The following is a 17,617-nucleotide window of genomic DNA, read 5'->3' as shown; positions in this document are numbered from 1 at the left end:
GTTCATCGCACCGTGGCGACGACCCACTCCGCGATATCGGCCGCCACCCGCTGCTGCACCGGTTCGTGCAACAGGTCGTGCCCGGCGTCGGCGTACTCGCGCAAATCTACCGATCCGTGCCGCGCTGTCCATAGCCGGATCACATCGATGGGCGCCCGGCGATCGTCGACGCCGTGCACCGCGAGCACCGGTAGCCGTGGGTCGGGCGCGATCTCGGCGGCGCGGCGCGGCGTCCCGCAGACGACGAGTCCGCCCAGGTCAGCGGGGTGGGCGGCGGCGACGGTGAGTGCGGTGACCGCGCCGAGCGAATGGCCCATCAGCACCGGCCGCGTCCCGGCGTCGAGCTCGGCCAGCAGTCCACGCGTGTCGGCGGCGAGCTCCTCGATGGTCCCCGGCGCGTCCGGGTCGCCCTCGCTCAGCCCCTGCCCTGCCGTGTCGAGGGCCCACAGCTCGATCCGCGCTGTCCGCTCCAGCGCGGCGGCGAAGCGGTGATAGTGGCCGCTGTGCTGGCCGGTGCCCGGCAGCAGGACGACGGTCGCGGCGGGGGCATCGACCGACCAGCACCGGTAATGCAGCCGTCCACGGGTGCTGTCGAAGTAGGGCACCCTCCGATTATTACCGCTGGTCGAATCGTCCTGCGCGACAAGGGCACGACCCCGGGTGATCGTTGTGGCCGCCGCCGGCCGGGACGGGGCGCGCTTTCGGACAAACCACTACCCGGCGGTAGCCGTTAGACTTTCGCGCGTCGAGCCGGGTCAATAAGAGTCGAGGTCTTCCATGTCGTCGTTCCGCCGTTGCGTCGCCCACGTTGCCGTCGGCGCGGCCCTCGTCACCACCGCCTCCCTCGGCACCGGCACCGCGAACGCCGCCCCGGCCACGAATTGTGGGCGGGCGAGCCAGGATGTGGCGATCCGTTCCACCGTCCCGCTGCTGGACTGGTCGGAGAACTTCGGTATCGACGGCAACGGCGATCTCTGGGTCTCGCGGGTCCTGCGCGGCGAGATACAACGGTATGACCGCGACGGCCGCCTGACCGCCACGGTGGAGGTGGCCGCCCCCGGCGCGGTCCGGCTCGGGCCCGACGGGCTGCTCTATGTCGTCACCGGTAATTCGCCGCTGGCCGGCTCGGGCGGCATCGTCCGCTTCGACCCCGCCGCCGCGAACCCCACGCCGACGCCGTTCGCCACCGGCTTCCCCCAGCCCAACGGCGCCGCCTTCGACGACGACGGCAACCTCTACGTGACCACCGCCAACGGGGTGCATCGCCTGCGCCGCGACGGCAGCGAGGACATGGACTGGTGGGCGGCGGTCTCCGTCGACGGCCCCAATGGTGTTGTCGTTTCCGGTGATTCGGTCTACGTGACCGCCAACTACGTCCCCGCCGGCGGAGCCCCCGTCGGCCGGGTGCTGCGCCTGTCGCGCACGAATCCGGCCGAGGCCACCCCGATCGCCGACCTGACCTCGTTCGGTGCCCTGTCCGATTTCGTCGACGACCTCGTGGTGCGCGACGGGGATCTGTACGTCACCACGCTGGCCGGGCACCTCGTGCGCGTCGACCCGAAGACCGGCGCCACCTGCACGGTGCTCGCGACCCAGCCGCTGACCGCGGTCGTCGCCGATCCCACCGATTCCTCGGCGCTGCTGGCGGGTTCGGAGGAGGGCACCGTCCTGCGTATCCGGCCGAGCAGCTGATCCTGGGGCGCCCAGCGGACTTCGCGTGGGCGCCGTGGCATCGGGCTGGGCACGGAGTACGCGTGTCGGCGGCCGTTCCCGCTGCGCACACGGCGGGTCGGGGCATCCGGTCCGCCGATGCTGCCGGGGCCGGACAGCGGCGCGCGGCCGTTATCGGTGCGCCGTGACGGTGCGTCAGCCGCCGACGGTGACCGCGGACGGCGCCGGTGGGGGAGCCGGCTGCGAGGTCTGCGCGGGCGCGGGTGCCGGAGCCGGTGCGGGAGCGGGGGTTTCGGGTGCGGCCGCCTTGGGCGCGCCACCGTTCGCCTCACCCGAGCCGGGGTTGGCGGCCTGCGGTTCGGGCGCGGGCGGAGCCGCCGGGGCCGGCGTGGCCTCGACGGGCAGGTCGGGGACGATGAAAGTACCGACGGTCGGCGTCATCACGCAGCGCGCGCCGGGGTAGTCGATCGTGCCCCACATCGAGGCGACCACGGTGCCCGCGCCGCTGTGCACGGTCTTCGACAGCGAGGGCGACCCGAACTCGGTCAGGTCGTCGAGCGGAACGATGCCGCTCTGCCCGGTGTTCACGTTCACCCAGGCCACGTTCAGGCCGGACGACAGCGCGAAACCGGTGTGCCGCGGGCTGGCGCTGAACCGGATGTCACCGGGGGTCAGGCTCGTCTCGGTGCGCGGGCCGGGACCTTCGAAGGTGGCGGCGGCGATGATCGTGGTGATCGGGCCGTTGCTGCCGCAGCCGAACGTGGGCGCGGCGTAGGAGAACGGGATGAACTGTGCCGAGATGTCGCGCAGGGTGTCGGCGCCGACCATCGTGGTGAAGCTGTCGAGCGCGCCGACGCCCGCCTTGGCGGCGGTGTCCTCGCCGGCGACGTGCGTCAGGTGGGTGATGGCGTCATCGATCGGGGCCGCGCTCGCGGACGGCGCGAGCAGTGCCAGCGCGCCCATGCTCGCCGCGGCGACCGCCGCTGCCCTGCCTGCGATGGATCTGCCGTTCACCCGTAACTCCTCGGTGGCTGCTCTCACGCCGGTGCCCCGGCCCGTCTGGGAAGGTACCAGGTCCGTGTCCGGGTCGCCGTGTCACCGGCTGGCGTGCCGCCGCGAGCGCCGACCGGCGCACGAGTGTGATGTAGTCGACACTGCGGCTTACCCGGGGGTAAGTTTTTCTCGACGGCTACCAACCACGCTGGGAGACCCGGATGAAGATAGCCCTTTCCCCTGAAGAGGTCGCCTTCCGCGACGAGCTCCGGCATTTCTACACGACCGAGATCCCGGTCGAGATCCGTGACCGCGTGAAGTACGGACACGAGCTGTCCCGTGACGACATCGTCACCGCCAACAAGATCCTCAACGACCACGGCCTCGCCGTGCCCAACTGGCCGGTGGCCTGGGGCGGCAAGGACTGGACGCCGATGCAGCGCCACCTGTGGCTCGACGAGATGCAGCTGGCCTCGGTGCCCGAGCCGCTCACCTTCAACGCCTCCATGGTCGGCCCGGTGATCGCCCAGTTCGGTTCCGAGGAACTCAAACAGCGCTTCCTGCCGCCGACGGCCGCGCTCGACATCTGGTGGTGCCAGGGCTTCTCCGAGCCCGACGCCGGCTCCGACCTCGCCTCGCTGCGCACCACCGCGGTCCGCGACGGCGACTCCTACATCGTCAACGGCCAGAAGATCTGGACCACCCTCGGCCAGTACGCCGACTGGATCTTCTGCCTGGTGCGCACCGACCCGAACGCGCCCAAGAAGCAGGCGGGCATCTCCTTCCTGCTGTTCGACGTGAAGTCGCCCGGTGTCACCATGCGCCCGATCAAGCTGATCGACGGCAGCTACGAGGTGAACGAGGTGTTCTTCGAGAACGTCCGGGTGCCCGCCGACCAGCTCGTCGGCGAGGAGAACCAGGGCTGGACCTACGCCAAGTTCCTGCTGGGCAACGAGCGCACCTCGATCACCGGCGTCGGCAAGACCAAGGTCAAGATCGGGCTCGCCAAGGACTACGCGCGCCAGACCAGGACGGGCCACGGCACCCTGATGGAGGACCCGGTGTTCGCCGCCAGGGTCGCCGAGCTGGAGAACGAACTGCTCGCGCTGGAACTGACCCAGCTGCGCGTGGTCTCCAATTCCGCCGACGGCAAACCGAATCCGGCCTCCTCGGTGCTCAAGCTCAAGGGCACCGAACTGCAGCAGGCGGCCACCGAACTGCTGCTCGAGATCGCCGGCGCCGACGCGCTCCCGGTCGAGGCCGACGGCATCGCTTCGCCCGGCTGGGCCCAGCACGCCGGACCCGGTTATCTGAACTATCGCAAGGTCACCATCTACGGAGGCTCGAGCGAGGTCCAGCGCTCGATCATTTCCTCCACGATCCTCGGATTGTGAGGCGCTGACATGGATCTCCAACTCACCGAAGAACAGACGATGCTGCGCGACACGGTGCGCGAACTGCTGCACCGGTCCTACGACAGCGAAGCGCTGACCAAGATCGGCGACACCGACCTCGGCTGGAACCGCACCGTCTGGAAGCAGCTGGCCGACCTCGGCGTGCTCGGCCTGACCATCGACGAGGACGACGGCGGGGTCGGCGCCGGCCCGGTCGAGGCGATGCTGGTGCAGGAGGAACTCGGCCGCGCGCTCGCCCCGGAACCGGTGCTGGACGCGGTCGTCGTCCCGGCCGAACTGCTGCGGCTGACCGGCAGCGCGGAGCAGCGGTCCCGGCTGCTGCCCGCCCTGGCCGCCGGCGAGACGCTGCTGGCCTTCGCGCACGACGAGCCGGGGCAGCGCTGGCCGTCCACCGAGCTCACCACAGCCGCGAACGCCCAGGGCGACGCCTACACACTGAGCGGGGTGAAGAACCCGGTGCTGCGTGGCGACTGCGCCGACGAGCTGATCGTCAGCGCGGTGCTGCCCGGCGGCGGGGTCGGCCTGCTGCTGGTCGATCCGAACGGCGCGGGCGTGCGCAAGACCGCGTACCGCACCTTCGACGGCAGGCGGGCCGCCCAGTTCGAGTTCGACGGTGCCCCCGGCGAACTGCTCGGCGACACCGTCGACGCGGCCGAACAGATCGCGCTGGCCCAGGGGCACGCGCAGGTGGCGCTGTGCGCGGAGGCGGTGGGCGCGATGGAGATCGCGCTGACCCTGACCGCCGAATACCTGAGGACCCGCAAGCAGTTCGGGGTCACGCTGTCGAAGTTCCAGACGCTCACCCAGCGCGCGGCCGACTGCTACGTCTCACTCGAACTGGCCCGCAGCATGAGCCTTTTCGCGACGGCGGCGCTGGCCGACGGCGGCAACGATCCGGTGGTGGCCTCCCGCGCCCGGCTGCAGGTCGGGCGATCGGCCGAGCACATCGGGCGCGAGGCGATCCAGATGCACGGCGGTATCGGCGTCACCGCGGAGTATCCGGTGAGCCACTACGTCGCCCGGCTGACCGCGATCGGGCAGACGCTCGGCGGTGCGCTGGAACATCGGCGGGTGCTGGCCGACCGCGTCGGCGATTACGACCTGCCGGAGCTGTAGGGCCGACCGGTGATGGTGCGTGCCCCGCGGGGGTGCGCACCATCGCTGTGTCAGCCCGCGTCGACGGTGGTCGGTGTCTCCGTGGCCGTGGGCTCGACCGAGGTGGTGGTGGTCGGGGCGGCGCGATCGTGGAATTGCGTCGTCGGCAGGTCGGGCTCGGTGGTCTCGGTGGTTTCCTCGACCTCGGGGTCGACCGTGGGACGGGTGGTGCGCGGCGGGGTGGTGTAGGTCGGCCGCGGCCGGGTGGTGGTGGTCCGCGGCGCGGTGGTCGTCGAGTGGTCCTCGGTGGTCGTCTCGGGCGGGCGCGATTCGGTGGTCGCGGCCTCGGGCGGCGCGGACTCGGTGGACTCGCCCTCCGGCGGCTGCTCCGACGGGGAGGTCTCGGTGGAGCTGAGGCTGAACGGTTTCCGTGGCGACATGTAGGGCGCGATCCGCCAGGTGGGTGACGGCGGGATCGGAACCCGGGTCGTGGTCGATGTCGTCTCGTCGGCGACCGGGCTCGGCGCGGCGGCGAGATTCGCCCGCAGGGGCGGTGGCGGGACGTAGACATCCTGCTGTCCCACACCGCAGGCGCCGATGACGATCAGACCGAGCGACACCGCGCCAACAGCGATTGCCGGACCCACGATCTTGGCCCTGCTGTCATCCATCGCGTGCACTCCTCGTCGACTTCGAGTCGCCTCACAGTAGTGCAGGAGTGGCGAAAGATAGCATTTTAAATGCTCATGAGTCAGATATCGGATTGATTTCGTCAGCGTGTCGCGGGGACGTGTCGCGCGCGATCGGCGTCGGCGAGTCGTAGCGTGTGTGAGCAAAGTTACGCATGAGACGCCCGGAACGAGACCCCTGACGCGCGAAGTTTGCGCGACGCAAGAATCTGATCGGCGTCACCGAGGAGAATCTGATGGGAGCATACTCGACACCCCGGCTGGAACCCGCAGCGGCGAACGGTGATTCGGCCGCAGCGGCAAATGTTCAGCACGCACTGTCGAACCCGCCGGGAAATCGCGCTGTCGCGGTGGTCGCGCGGGTCATGGGCTGGTTGTTCTTCGTCGGCGGACTCGTCGGCGCCGGGCTCGGTATCGCGGGCCTGCACGTGGAGGTCACTGTCGCGGGCCTGATCCTGGCCTGCACCGCGGGACTGATCCTGCTGAAGCTGCGCACCGACCGTGAGGCGCTCGCGAAGAGCTGAACCGCAGCACAATTCGAGTGCGATCCGCCCGTTCCGGGCCTACCGTCGACGCCATGCGGATCGACATCACCGGAGACGCGGCCGAGTTCATGACCGCCGCCGAGGCATTCCTGTGCCGTGACCCGTTGCGGCACACGGTGATCGCGACCGGCGTCGCCAACATGCTCGCCGGTCGGGCCGCCGGGATCAGGTACCTGACGGTGCGCGACGACGCCGACGCGGTGGTCGGCGTCGCGACCAGCGCCAACGGTGGCCGGGTCTACCTCGGCGAACTGCCCGCGGACAGCGTCGCCGCCGTGGCCGACGCCTTCTCGGCCGAGGGGACACCATCGACCGGTGTCGAAGGCGAGCAGCCCGATGCGGCGACCTTCGCGCGCCATTGGTCGAGCAGCACAGGCGGTTCCGCGTCGCCGTTGTATTCGGCACGGTTGTTCCGGCTGGGCACCCTCACGGTGCCACCCGCCGTGGGGAAACCGCGGCTCGCCACCGTCGACGACCTGGCGCTGTGCTGGTCCTTCGCCCAGGAGTTCTATCGCGAGATCGGCGACCCGCCACACCTGGGCGAGGACGCCATCCGCCAGCGGATCGAGGCCGGGTTCTGGTGGCTGTGGGAGCACGGCGGCGACGTGGTGGCCCTGGTCGCCCGGCAGGCGCAGGTGCTCGGCTGGGCCAGGATCGGGCCCGTCTACACGCCTCCGCAACACCGTGGCAACGGCTTCGCGAGCGCGCTGACCGCGGCAGTCTCCGGCGTCATCCGGGCCGAGGGCGGCGACGCCTGCCTGTTCACCGACCTGGCGAATCCGACCTCGAACAAGATCTACCAGGCCATCGGGTACGAGCCGGTTCGCGACTTCACCTACTTCACCCTGACGCCGGCCCGCACCGGTTAGCCGAGCGGCGCGCGCTGCCACCATTCGAGCATCTGCGCCTCGTCGGCGATGAAGCCGCGGCTGTACATGAGCACGGCAGCGCGGTCCGGATCGGCGTCGAAGCGGGTGACCATGCGTGGCGACAGCGGCCGGCTGTCGTGTAACACGAAATTCGTGTAGCCGCGGCCGGTGTGGGTCGCCGCGCGGGCGTCGTTGGCGGGCAGGGCGTCGACGGCCCGCGTCGCCTCGGCCGCCGAAGGGTAGAGGAAGAACTCGTAGATCGCTTTGTTGCCGCCGCCGAAGCAGTGCCACATGACCAGCCAGTCGCCCATGTCGGCGTCGTCGGTGTCGCGGTTGGCGGTGGTGCGGTCGTAGGCGAAGCAGCCCGCGCCGTCCAGGCCCGAACCCGCGTGCACGAGGGTGCTCGCGGTCGTGGCGGGCAGCATGGCCGGGAACTCGGCGCTGAGGGTGGCCGCGTTGGCGCCGATGATCTGGCGATCGGTCGTCGGCTTGCTGGTGGTCGTGGGACGCTGGGCCGAGGTGGTTGTCGGCGTGGGCGATTCGCTCGAGGGCGCTGCGGCGCTCGACGTGTCCTCCGGCCCGGTCAGTAGTCCGAAGATCAGCCAGCCGACCAACCCGAACAGCGCCAGTGTCGCCACCCAGCCCACCGGCGTGGCCCGCCACCGCGAGTGCCGGTTGCGCCCGAGATAGTCGTCGGCCACGCTCGACGGCCGCTCACCCCGGTCCGACGCGTCCCGCGGCCGTCCCGGCCCGCTACCCGGACTCGGCTGCGGCACACCACTCCACGGCACCGGCGAGGGCTCGCCCCACGGATGCCGCGGCTCCCCGGGGACGAACGGCTGGGCGCCACCCCACGCGGCCGCCGGTGCGTTGCCGCGCGGGGCCTGCGGCATTTCGGGCGCTGCCGGCTGACCCCAGGCGGCCTGGGGTAGACCCGGTGCCGACGGCTGACCCGAAGTGGCCTGCGGTATCCCTGGCGCCGACGGCTGACCCCATGCGGCCTGCGGTATCCCCGGCGTCGACGGCTGACCCGAAGTGGCCTGGGGTACGCCCGGTGCCGACGGTGATCCGGTGGCGGGCCAAGGGTTCGACGTTCGCTGGTCCGGGCCGGTGAAGGGCGTTCCGGCGAGCGGGAAGCCGGGGGCCGGGGTGTAGGGGGAGTCGGCCGGGTAGGTCCTGGTGGGCGAGGACGGTGGGAAGGGTTGCGCGGCAGTGGGGTCCGTCAGAGCCAGCGCGGCGGCCGTGGCGAACTCGGCGCAGGTGGCGAAGCGTTCGGCCGGTCGCTTGGCCATGCCGCGTGCGATCACGGCGTCGAGGGCGGGCGGCAGGTCGGGGCGCAGGGCGCTCGCGCGGGGCGGCGGCTGCTGGAGGTGGCCCTGGATGACCGCGACCGGGTTGCCCGCCTCGAACGGGGTGGTGCCGGTGAGGAGCCGGAACAGGGTGCAGGCCAGCGAGTACTGGTCGGCGCGGCCGTCGAGGGCGATCCCGGACAGCTGCTCGGGCGAGGCGAAAGCCAGGGTGGCCGTGAAGGTTCCGGTCTGGGTGAGTTTGGCGGCATTGTCATTGTGCAGCCGGGCGATACCGAAATCGGTGAGATACACCCGTTCGCCGCCGTCGACCGGTTCGAGCAGGATGTTGGCCGGTTTCACATCGCGGTGCAGCACGCCCCTGCTGTGCGCGAAGTCCAGTGCCGCCGCCGTCTCGGCGACGATGCGCACCGCCCTGGCCGCGTCGACGGGGGCCCGCAGCGAGGCCGCGTCCGAGCCGTCGATGTAGCGCATCGAGATCCACAGCTGCTCGTCCTCGACGCCGCGGTCGTACACGGTGACGATGTTCGGATGCTCGAGCTGCGCGACGAGGTCGGCCTCGCGCTCGAACCTGGCCCTGATCTCGGTGTCGAAGAACAGTTCCCGGTTCAGCAGCTTCATCGCCGTGCGTCGCGGCAGCCGGGGGTGCCGGGCCAGATACACCGAGCCCATGCCGCCGCGGCCGAGCAGCCGCTCGATGGTGTATCCGGCGAAGACGCCGCTCTCGTCGATCATCCAGGTCAGTTCAACGGCGCGGAACGCCACCAGCGCAACAACTCGTCGGCTTCGCCGTAGCCGTCGGTGAACATCAGGAACTGGGCGCGGTCGGGATCACCGGTGAACTGCGTGATGATCTTGTTGCCGTTGTCGGTGAACTTGTAGTTGGTGTACTGCTTGCCACCGTTGGTGTCGAGCGACTTGGTGTTGGTGGGCAGCCCGTTGATCACCGCCTGCACATCGGCGGCCGAGTTGTAGACGTAGATCCGGTAGAACGGGTCGTTGCCGTTGCTGCCGCCGCCGTCGTAGCAGCGCCACTGCCAGGCCCACGCCCCGAAGTCGGGGTCGCCCTCGTTGGCCGAGGGCGTGTAGCTGGAATCGGTCTCCCAGCAGGAGGCGCCGTTGTAGCCGATGTCGCCGTCGGTGTTGGCGGGCACCATGCGGCTGAACTCGGCGCTTATCGCGTCGGCGTTCGGGGTGACGTGCTTGCCCGCGGCCGTCGACGTCGTCGTGGTTGTCCCGCCGCTACCGGAATCACCGCCACTGAGCGCGACCCCGACGACCACGAGCAGCACCACCACGACCACCGCGACGACGATGCCGACGATCAGCCCGGTGTTGGACTTCGACGGCGGACGTGGCCCCTGCGGATACTGCGCGAAGTTGCTCGACGGCGGACGCGGCGGCGACGGCGGTGTCGGGTACTGCGGGCGCGACTGCTGGGTGTACGGGTGCTGTGTCGCCGCGCCGCCGGTGTGCTGGTTCGGCATCGGACCAGCCGTCCGCGGGCCCGCGGTCAGCGGCCCCTGGGTGTTCATCGGCCCACCGGTCATCGGGCCCTGCGTGGCGGTGTTCATCGGGCCGCCGGTCATCGGGTTCTGGGTGGCGACGGGGTAGGGCGCACCGGTCTGCGGGATCGCGCCACCGGTCGTCGGCCGCTGACCACCACCGGTGATCGGCATCGCGCCGCCGGTGCCGACGATCGGCATCGCGGGCGCGCTGGGGTTGTTCAGTGCCGCCAGCGCGGCGGCCGCGAAGTCCGAACAGGAGTCGAACCGGTCGTCGGGCCGCTTGGCCATGGCCTTGGCGAGCACACTGTCCAGCGCGTAGGGCAGGCCGGGCCGCACGCTGCTCAGCGGCGGCGGCGGTTGCTGCAGATGCCCCTGGATGACGGCGGCGGGATTGGTCGCGGTGAACGGTCCCGACCCGGTGAACAGCCAGAACAGCGTGCACGCCAGCGAGTACTGGTCGGAACGGTGGTCCAGCGACGCGCCGGTGAGCTGCTCGGGGGAGGCGTAGGCGAGGGTCGCGGTGAAGGTGCCGGTCTGGGTCAGGTGCCCGGTGTCGTCGCGCAGGCGGGCGATGCCGAAGTCGGTGAGGTAGACGCGTTCGCCCCGGCCCGCGCCGGAGCGGGCGAGCAGGATGTTGGCCGGTTTCACGTCGCGGTGCAGCACGCCCATGCCGTGCGCGTAGTCGAGCGCGTCGGCGGTCTCCTTCACGATCTGCAGCGCGCGGGCGGGCGGCAGCGTCTGCGGGTCCACCGAGGCGGCGTCGACGCCGTCGATGAACTGCATGGAGATCCACAGCTGTTCGTCGTCGAGACCGCGGTCGTACACGGTGACGATGTTCGGGTGGTCCAGACGCGAGACCAGGTCGGCCTCCCGTTCGAACCGCGCGCGCACCTCCGCGTCGAAGAACATCTCCCGGTTGAGCAACTTCAGCGCGGTCATCCGCGGCAACCGAGGATGCTTGGCGAGGTAGACCGATCCCATGCCACCACGGCCGAGTTGCCGTTCGATGACGTAGCCGGCGAAGACATCTCCGTTGGCCAGCATTGTCTGCTCCACTTCCCGCCGTGCGCCGGGACCCACCAGCGCACGCGCGTACAGCAAGAAAGCCGCGGCCGGGTGGCCCGCCACGGGAAAATCAACGAAACCTTAGCAGTCGCCGACCGGGCGGATGGTTGCTCGCGCGGGGGCCGACGTGACGCCACCGATCACGGTGGCCGACGCTGCTGGGGCGGCACGATGTACCCGGGATGGTTACGGCCGCCGGGCAAGTCGATCGTGCCGCGGCGTTGGCTGCCGCGGCGGGGCGGTATGGCGGTGTTGCCCGTCGACGGCCGCGGCGGCGCCGGTTGCGGATGCGGCTGCGCGGGGGTGACGTGGGTGGGCGGCGGGGCCTGCGGATACGGCTGCGGTGGCGTGGCCGGGTGCGAATACCGGTGCGGCGGATACGGTTCGCGGGCACGCAGGACCACACCGGTCGAGGTGGGCTGCATCATCTGCTGCCACGGGCCCGGCACCGCGAACAACGCCGCCTTGGCCGCCTCGGCGAATTCGGCGCAGCTGTCGTAGCGCAGGTCGGCGCGCTTGGCGGTGCCCCTGGCCAGCACGGCGTCCAGGGTGGGCGGCAGATCGGGGCGCAGGCTGCGCAGCGGCGGCACCGGCCTGCTCAGGTGCGCCTGGATCACCGCGGCCGGATTGGGCCCGGCGAAGGGCACCGAACCGGTGAGCATCCAGAACAGCGTGCAGGCCAGCGAGTACTGGTCGGCACGGTGATCGAGCGGGGCGCCGGCCAGATGCTCCGGCGCGGCGTAGGCCAGGGTGGCGGTGATGCTGCCCGAGGAGGACAGCGTCGTCTCGCTGTCGCGCACGGCCGCGATCCCGAAGTCGGTGAGCACCACCCGTTCCGGCCGCCCGATCGGCGGCTTCGCGAGCAGGATGTTGGCCGGTTTCACATCCCGGTGCAGGACACCGCTGGCGTGCGCGAAGTCGAGCGCGGTCGCGGTCTCGGCCACGATCTGCACGGCCCGGCCCGGCGTGAGCACGTTGACATCGGCCGTCGCCACGTCGGTGCCCGCCACGAACTGCATCGAGATCCAGAGCTGGTCGTCCTCGGTGCCCCGGTCGTAGACGTTGACGATGTTCGGATGCTCGAGCTGGGCGACCAGGTCGGCCTCGCGTTCGAAGCGGTGCCGGATCTCCTCGTCGGCGGACAGGTCGCGACTGAGCAGCTTGAGCGCGGTGAGCCGGGGCAATCGGGGATGACGGGCCAGGTAGACCACCCCCATCCCGCCGTGGCCGAGCACGCGCCGGATCGTGTACCCGGCGAACACGTCGCCTTTGCGCAACACCGCGAAGTCACCCCCTCCAGGGCAAGAGCACCCGTCGAAATTCTACCGATGTATCTCCCGAAGCCCCCGGTCCGCAACATCTGCCCGAGAGCTGTCGGTGCCGCGGATTAGGGTGGCGTCATGCGCATTGGAGCACACGTTCGTGACGAGAGCGATCCGATCGGCTTCGGTGAGAAGCTCGGCGCCGAGGTCATCCAGATGTTCGTGGTCGATCCACAGAGCTGGGACAAACCCCAGCCGCATCCGAAGACCGCCGAGATCCTGGCCAGTCCGATCGATGTCGTCGTGCACTCGTCGTATCAGATCAATGTGGCCAGCCTCAACAACCGGTTGCGGATGCCCTCGCGCAACGCCGTGGCCCAGCAGGCGAAGGCCGCCGCCGAGCTCGGCGCGTTCGGCCTCGTCGTGCACGGCGGGCACGTGCGCTCCGACGCCGAGCTCGACACCGGAATCGACAACTGGCGCAAGCTGTTCGAACGTCAGCAGGACAAGGGCGGCTTCGCGGTGCCGATCCTGATCGAGAACACCGCGGGCGGCAATCACGCCATGGCGCGGCACTTCGACACCATCGCCCGGCTGTGGGACGCGGTCGGCGACTACGGCGCCGGGTTCTGCCTCGACACCTGTCACGCGTGGGCCGGTGGGGAGGATCTGGTCGGCATCGTCGAGCGGATCAAGGGAATCACCGGCCGCATCGACCTGGTGCACCTGAACTCCTCGCGCGACGAGTTCGATTCCGGCGCCGACCGGCACGCAAACTTCGCCGAGGGCACCATCGATCCGCAACTGCTGGCCGAGGTGTGCCGCACCGCGGGCGCGCCCGTCATCCTGGAGACGCCCGTCGACGGTGTCGCCGACGACCTGGCCTACCTGCGGGAGAACCTCGGCTGAGCCGTTCCGATCATCCCGAGAGAAAACCTGTCAGTGGAACGGCTTTCGCGGTGTGCTTGACGCGCATCAACCGTTCCACAACGACAGAGGTGATCCCCCATGACGGTCGACCACGCCACCCCAGCCACCGTGACGGTGACCAAGCTCGGCGCGCACATCGGCGCGCGGGTCGAGGGCGTCCGCCTCGGCGGTGATCTCGACGCGGCGACCGTCGCCACGATCCGGCGCGCGCTCAACGAGCACAAGGTGATCTTCTTCCGCGGCCAGCAGCACCTCACCGAGGACGGCCAGCACGAGTTCGCCCAGCTGCTCGGCAGCCCGACCACCCCGCACCCGACGGTGACGTCGCAGGGCGTGAAGAGCCTGGCCATCGACTCCGAGAACGGGCGCGCCAATTCCTGGCACACCGATGTCACCTTCGTCGACCGGGTGCCGAAGGCCTCGATCCTGCGCGCCGAGTACCTGCCGACCTACGGCGGTTCGACCACCTGGGCCTCGACCGTCGCCGCGTACAACTCACTGCCCGAGCCGCTCAAACTGCTCGCCGACAACCTGCGCGCGGTGCACACCAACGTCTACGACTACGCCGCCCGCAATGTCGAGCCGTTGCGCCCGAAGTCCGAGGAGTACCGAGCGGAGTTCCAGTCCACCTACTACGAGACCGAGCACCCGGTGGTGCGCGTGCATCCGGAGACGGGCGAGCGCGCGCTGCTGCTCGGGCACTTCGTGAAGAATTTCGTCGGCCTGTCCACCAGCGAGTCCCAGGCGTTGTTCCGGCTGTTCCAGGACCGCGTGACGCGCCTGGAGAACACGACCCGCTGGACCTGGGCCGACGGCGATGTCGCCATCTGGGACAACCGCGCCACCCAGCACTACGCGGTCGACGACTACGACGACCAGCCCCGCCGCCTGACCCGCATCACCCTCGCGGGCGACGTCCCGGTCGGCGTCGACGGCCGCGCGAGCACCGTCATCGCGGGTGACGCCGAGCACTACTCCATCGTCGAGGAGCCGCAGCTGCTGGCCGGCTGAGACATCCCGCTGAACCCCGCGGCGGCGGGGAGGCGCTAAGGTCGCGGGGTGGCGGACAAGTCTATTCGGCCGTTGGACGGAGTACGCGTCCTCGAACTCGGCAACTATGTGGCCGCTCCCACCGCCGGACGTATTCTGGGCGATTTCGGCGCCGAGGTGATCAAGGTCGAACGACCAGGAACAGGCGATGAGCTGCGCAATTGGCGGCTCTACGGCGGCGACACGTCCATGCTGTATCGCACCGTGAACCGCAACAAGAAGTCGATCGTGCTCGACCTGCGCACCGACGCGGGCCGGGCGATCGTGCTCGATCTGGTGCGGCACTGCGATGTGCTGCTGGAGAATTTCCGGCCCGGCATGCTCGAGAAGTGGGGGCTGGGCCCCGAGGTGCTCGAGGAAGCGAACCCGAAGCTGGTCATCACCCGCATCTCCGCCTACGGCCAGACCGGCCCGATGGCCGCGCGTCCCGGTTTCGCCGCGGTCGCGGAGGCGGTGGGCGGCCTGCGGGAGCTGGTCGGCGACCCGGACCGGCCGCCGGTGCGCGTCGGTGTCTCGATCGGTGACTCGATCGCGGGCATCTACGCGGCCTTCGGCACCGTGATGGCGCTGTTCCAGCGGGAACGGGTCAGCGGGCCGGTGCCGCAGGTGGAGCGAATCATCGACGTGGCCCTCAACGAGTCGATCCTGTCGGTGATGGAATCGCTGGTGCCCGACCACCTCGCCTACGGGATCACGCGGGAGCGGGTCGGCGGCCGGATGGAGGGCATCGCGCCCAGCAACGCCTACCCGACCAGCGACGGCTACAGCATCATCATCGGCGGCAACGGGGACGCCATCTTCCAGCGGTACATGCGGCTCATCGGCCGCCCCGACCTGGCGGCCGATCCGGAGCTGGCCGACAACGCGGGACGCTGGCGCCACCGCGAGCGGCTCGACGCCTCGATCGCCGAATGGACGATCCGGCACACCCGCGACGAGGCGCTGAAACTGCTCGACGACGCGGCCATCCCGTGCGGCCCGATCTACACCGCCGCCGACATCGTGGCCGACGAGCAGTACCGGGCACGGAATATGATCCAGACGTTCCCCGTCGACGTGGGCGAGCCCGAACCCAAGCAGGTGGGGTTCCCCGGCATCGTCCCGGTGATCGGGGAACAGTCGCTGCCGATCCGGAACGTCGGCCCCGACCTCGGCGAGCACACCAGGGAAGTGCTCGGCGAACTGCTCGGGATGAGTGACGACCAGATCGACGCGCTGGAGGCGAAGTGAGCAGGCGAGTACACGGCAGACGCCGCCCACCGGTGCGCAGCAAGTGGGAACAGCGCGGTCCGGGCCATGTGCGCCCGACCGTCCATCCGACCCCGGCCAGCGTCGGCGACAAGCCGTGCGGCGGGGTGATGTGTGTGCCGGCGCGGGAATCGGATCCGCGATGACGGCCCCGCTGCTGCGGGATGTGACGCTGCGCGACGGTCTCCAGCTCACCGGCAAAATGCTCGACACCGAGCGCAAGGTCGACATCGTGCGGCGGCTACTCGCCGCCGGGGTGCCCGCGCTGGAGATCGGCTCGATGGCCAGGCCGGATCTCGTGCCGCCGATGGCCAACTCGCTCGACCTGATCGCCGCGCTGACGCCCGATGAGCTGGCGAAATGCTGGGTGTGGGTGGCCACGCCGCGCCATGTCGAGAAGGCCGCGGCGGCCGGGGCGCGCAATTTCCAGTACTGCTTCTCGGTGTCCGACGCGCACAACAGGGCCAATATCGGGCGCGACACGGAGGCCTCGGTCGCCGCGATGCCCGACGCGATCCGGTTGGCGCGCGAGGCGGGCGGCGAGATCCAGCTGTGCCTGGCCACCGCCTTCACCTGTCCGTTCGACGGCCGGGTCGACCCGGTCAGGGTGCTCGCCATCGCGAACGACCCGCGCACCGAGGGTGCCGTCGACATCGTCCTCGCCGACACCCTCGGTCAGGCCCATCCCGGCCAGGTGAGCGCGCTGGTCTCGGCGGTGCGCGAGGGCACACCCCCTCGCCGGATCGTCTTCCACGGCCACGACACCTGGGGCATGGGCGTCGCGAACACCCTCGCCGCCGTCGCGGCGGGCGCCGGCATGGTCGACGGCGCGCTGGGCGGCCTCGGTGGTTGTCCGTTCGCGCCGGGGGCCAGCGGCAACACCGCCGCCGAGGACATCCTGTTCGCCACCCGCCCGGACTGGTTCACCCCGGAGACGCTGGCGAGCCTGGTCGGCCTCACCGAGGAACTGCTCGCCGAACTGGGTGAACCGAACCGGTCCCGCACCGCCGAAGGGGCGCGCTCGAAAGCGGCCGCCTTCGAATGGGTTGTTCCGGGGGACTGAGCGCCGATCCCGGCGGGCCCGGAGGCGGTAGCGGAGCGTGACCACGCAGGGCCCTCGGGGTCGGCGCCGTTGAGCTCAGGGGAATTCCGGATGGCGCGGTGCGCGGTGGGCAGACAGACTGGACACCATGACTTCGCACGCCATGGGCACCGAGGCCGCCGACGCGGCTGCCGCCACGGAGATCGCGGCCGCCGCGCACGATCTGGTCAAGCTGTACGGCTCGGGAGATACCCAGGTCAAGGCCCTGGACGGAGTGTCAGCCGACTTCGCCAGGGGTGAGTTCACCGCGATCATGGGCCCCTCCGGCTCCGGCAAGTCGACCCTGATGCACTGCCTGGCCGGTCTCGACAGCGCGAGCGCGGGCTCGGTCCGCATCGGTGACACCGCGCTGACCGGGCTGTCCGACAAGCAGATGACCGCCCTGCGCCGCGACCGGATCGGATTCGTCTTCCAGGCGTTCAACCTGGTCCCGACGCTGACCGCGCTGGAGAACATCACCCTGCCGCTCGACATCGCGGGCCGCAAGCCCGACCAGGAGTGGCTCGACACGGTGGTCAAGCGGCTCGGCCTCGGCGACCGGCTCGAGCATCGGCCCAGCGAGCTGTCGGGTGGTCAGCAGCAGCGCGTCGCGTGTGCCCGCGCGCTGGTCGGCAAGCCGGAGATCATCTTCGGTGACGAGCCGACCGGCAACCTGGACTCGCATTCCTCCGGCGAGGTGCTGTCGATCCTGCGCGCCTCGGTCGACGAGTTCGGGCAGACCGTGGTCATCGTGACGCACGACCCGCGGGCCGCCGCGTACGCCGATCGGGTGGTCTTCCTGGCCGACGGCCGGATCGTGGACGAACTGCGCGATCCGACCCAGGATTCGATCCTCGACCGGATGAAGGCGCTGGAGACCCGATGACCA

Annotated in this window: 16 protein-coding genes; 10 read left to right on the top strand and 6 right to left on the bottom strand. The window is 70.3% G+C overall.

What is annotated here, in order from left to right; translation table 11 throughout:
- Positions 1-2: 2 nt before the first annotated feature.
- Positions 3-605 (bottom strand): alpha/beta hydrolase, encoded by a 603-nt coding sequence (locus QH270_RS09455; protein WP_280340202.1) that lies wholly within the window; start codon positions 603-605, stop codon positions 3-5.
- A gap of 172 nt (positions 606-777) precedes the next feature.
- On the opposite strand from QH270_RS09455, the gene QH270_RS09450 reads away from it, so the two are divergent.
- Positions 778-1,692: a hypothetical protein gene (locus tag QH270_RS09450; RefSeq protein WP_280340201.1), complete on the top strand. Its 915-nt coding sequence runs from the start codon at positions 778-780 to the stop codon at positions 1,690-1,692.
- A 174-nt stretch (positions 1,693-1,866) separates the two neighbouring features.
- Here QH270_RS09450 and QH270_RS09445 read toward each other — a convergent pair whose 3' ends face one another.
- Positions 1,867-2,685: a hypothetical protein gene (locus QH270_RS09445; protein ID WP_280340200.1), complete on the bottom strand. Its 819-nt coding sequence runs from the start codon at positions 2,683-2,685 to the stop codon at positions 1,867-1,869.
- Positions 2,686-2,885: 200 nt separating this feature from the next.
- Between QH270_RS09445 and QH270_RS09440 the strand changes: the two genes are divergently transcribed.
- Together QH270_RS09440 and QH270_RS09435 are read left to right on the top strand one after the other, a co-directional pair.
- Complete coding sequence (locus QH270_RS09440; RefSeq protein WP_233000464.1) at positions 2,886-4,058, top strand: acyl-CoA dehydrogenase family protein; 1,173 nt, start codon at positions 2,886-2,888, stop codon at positions 4,056-4,058.
- A gap of 9 nt (positions 4,059-4,067) precedes the next feature.
- Complete coding sequence (locus QH270_RS09435) at positions 4,068-5,195, top strand: acyl-CoA dehydrogenase family protein (RefSeq protein WP_280340197.1); 1,128 nt, start codon at positions 4,068-4,070, stop codon at positions 5,193-5,195.
- 50 nt (positions 5,196-5,245) lie between these two features.
- Here the strand turns inward: QH270_RS09435 and QH270_RS09430 are convergent, their stop codons facing one another.
- The gene (locus QH270_RS09430; RefSeq protein ID WP_280340196.1) at positions 5,246-5,845 is read right to left on the bottom strand and encodes a hypothetical protein; all 600 of its coding nucleotides are present in this window, start codon (positions 5,843-5,845) and stop codon (positions 5,246-5,248) included.
- Positions 5,846-6,099: 254 nt separating this feature from the next.
- Between QH270_RS09430 and QH270_RS09425 the strand changes: the two genes are divergently transcribed.
- Both QH270_RS09425 and QH270_RS09420 read left to right on the top strand, forming a co-directional pair.
- Positions 6,100-6,387, top strand: a complete 288-nt coding sequence (locus QH270_RS09425; RefSeq protein WP_280340195.1) for a hypothetical protein — start codon at positions 6,100-6,102, stop codon at positions 6,385-6,387.
- Between the two features lie 53 nt (positions 6,388-6,440).
- Positions 6,441-7,277 (top strand): GNAT family N-acetyltransferase, encoded by an 837-nt coding sequence (locus QH270_RS09420; protein WP_280340194.1) that lies wholly within the window; start codon positions 6,441-6,443, stop codon positions 7,275-7,277.
- Here QH270_RS09420 and QH270_RS09415 read toward each other — a convergent pair.
- The 3 genes from QH270_RS09415 to QH270_RS09405 all read right to left on the bottom strand — a co-directional run bounded on the left by QH270_RS09415 (position 7,274) and on the right by QH270_RS09405 (position 12,437).
- Positions 7,274-9,319, bottom strand: coding sequence for a serine/threonine-protein kinase (locus QH270_RS09415; RefSeq protein ID WP_280340193.1), 2,046 nt, complete (start codon positions 9,317-9,319; stop codon positions 7,274-7,276). The genes QH270_RS09420 and QH270_RS09415 overlap by 4 nt on opposite strands.
- A gap of 5 nt (positions 9,320-9,324) precedes the next feature.
- Positions 9,325-11,136 (bottom strand): serine/threonine-protein kinase, encoded by a 1,812-nt coding sequence (locus tag QH270_RS09410; protein WP_280340192.1) that lies wholly within the window; start codon positions 11,134-11,136, stop codon positions 9,325-9,327.
- 161 nt (positions 11,137-11,297) lie between these two features.
- Positions 11,298-12,437 (bottom strand): serine/threonine-protein kinase, encoded by a 1,140-nt coding sequence (locus QH270_RS09405; protein WP_348537646.1) that lies wholly within the window; start codon positions 12,435-12,437, stop codon positions 11,298-11,300.
- Between the two features lie 120 nt (positions 12,438-12,557).
- Here QH270_RS09405 and QH270_RS09400 point away from each other — a divergent pair, with 120 nt between their 5' ends.
- From QH270_RS09400 to QH270_RS09380, 5 genes are all read left to right on the top strand, one after another.
- Positions 12,558-13,328, top strand: coding sequence for a deoxyribonuclease IV (locus tag QH270_RS09400; RefSeq protein WP_110036525.1), 771 nt, complete (start codon positions 12,558-12,560; stop codon positions 13,326-13,328).
- A 99-nt stretch (positions 13,329-13,427) separates the two neighbouring features.
- A complete protein-coding gene (locus QH270_RS09395) occupies positions 13,428-14,360 on the top strand; it encodes a TauD/TfdA dioxygenase family protein (protein ID WP_280340191.1) in 933 nt (310 codons plus the stop codon).
- Between the two features lie 63 nt (positions 14,361-14,423).
- The gene (locus tag QH270_RS09390) at positions 14,424-15,629 is read left to right on the top strand and encodes a CaiB/BaiF CoA transferase family protein (protein ID WP_280340235.1); all 1,206 of its coding nucleotides are present in this window, start codon (positions 14,424-14,426) and stop codon (positions 15,627-15,629) included.
- A gap of 160 nt (positions 15,630-15,789) precedes the next feature.
- Entirely contained in the window at positions 15,790-16,710 is a 921-nt protein-coding gene (locus QH270_RS09385; RefSeq protein WP_280340190.1) for a hydroxymethylglutaryl-CoA lyase, read from the top strand.
- 127 nt (positions 16,711-16,837) lie between these two features.
- On the top strand, positions 16,838-17,614 hold the full coding sequence (locus tag QH270_RS09380) for an ABC transporter ATP-binding protein (RefSeq protein WP_280340189.1): 777 nt from the start codon (positions 16,838-16,840) through the stop codon (positions 17,612-17,614).
- Positions 17,615-17,617: the final 3 nt, after the last annotated feature.

The organism is Nocardia neocaledoniensis (assembly GCF_029868625.1).
In the GTDB taxonomy this organism is placed as follows: domain Bacteria; phylum Actinomycetota; class Actinomycetes; order Mycobacteriales; family Mycobacteriaceae; genus Nocardia; species Nocardia neocaledoniensis_A.
Note: the sequence above shows the minus strand (reverse complement) of the source record. Positions and strands in the feature narration are given on the sequence as shown.

Bases quoted from the DNA above. Each gene is read 5' to 3' on its own strand.
- QH270_RS09430 (WP_280340196.1), bottom strand. From the start codon at position 5,845: ATGGATGACAGCAGGGCCAAGATCGTGGGTCCGGCAATCGCTGTTGGC.
- QH270_RS09420 (WP_280340194.1), top strand. From the start codon at position 6,441: ATGCGGATCGACATCACCGGAGACGCGGCCGAGTTCATGACCGCCGCC.
- QH270_RS09415 (WP_280340193.1), bottom strand. From the start codon at position 9,319: ATGATCGACGAGAGCGGCGTCTTCGCCGGATACACCATCGAGCGGCTG.
- QH270_RS09380 (WP_280340189.1), top strand. From the start codon at position 16,838: ATGACTTCGCACGCCATGGGCACCGAGGCCGCCGACGCGGCTGCCGCC.
- QH270_RS09440 (WP_233000464.1), top strand. From the start codon at position 2,886: ATGAAGATAGCCCTTTCCCCTGAAGAGGTCGCCTTCCGCGACGAGCTC.
- QH270_RS09425 (WP_280340195.1), top strand. From the start codon at position 6,100: ATGGGAGCATACTCGACACCCCGGCTGGAACCCGCAGCGGCGAACGGT.
- QH270_RS09435 (WP_280340197.1), top strand. From the start codon at position 4,068: ATGGATCTCCAACTCACCGAAGAACAGACGATGCTGCGCGACACGGTG.
- QH270_RS09395 (WP_280340191.1), top strand. From the start codon at position 13,428: ATGACGGTCGACCACGCCACCCCAGCCACCGTGACGGTGACCAAGCTC.
- QH270_RS09450 (WP_280340201.1), top strand. From the start codon at position 778: ATGTCGTCGTTCCGCCGTTGCGTCGCCCACGTTGCCGTCGGCGCGGCC.
- QH270_RS09385 (WP_280340190.1), top strand. From the start codon at position 15,790: ATGACGGCCCCGCTGCTGCGGGATGTGACGCTGCGCGACGGTCTCCAG.
- QH270_RS09410 (WP_280340192.1), bottom strand. From the start codon at position 11,136: ATGCTGGCCAACGGAGATGTCTTCGCCGGCTACGTCATCGAACGGCAA.
- QH270_RS09400 (WP_110036525.1), top strand. From the start codon at position 12,558: ATGCGCATTGGAGCACACGTTCGTGACGAGAGCGATCCGATCGGCTTC.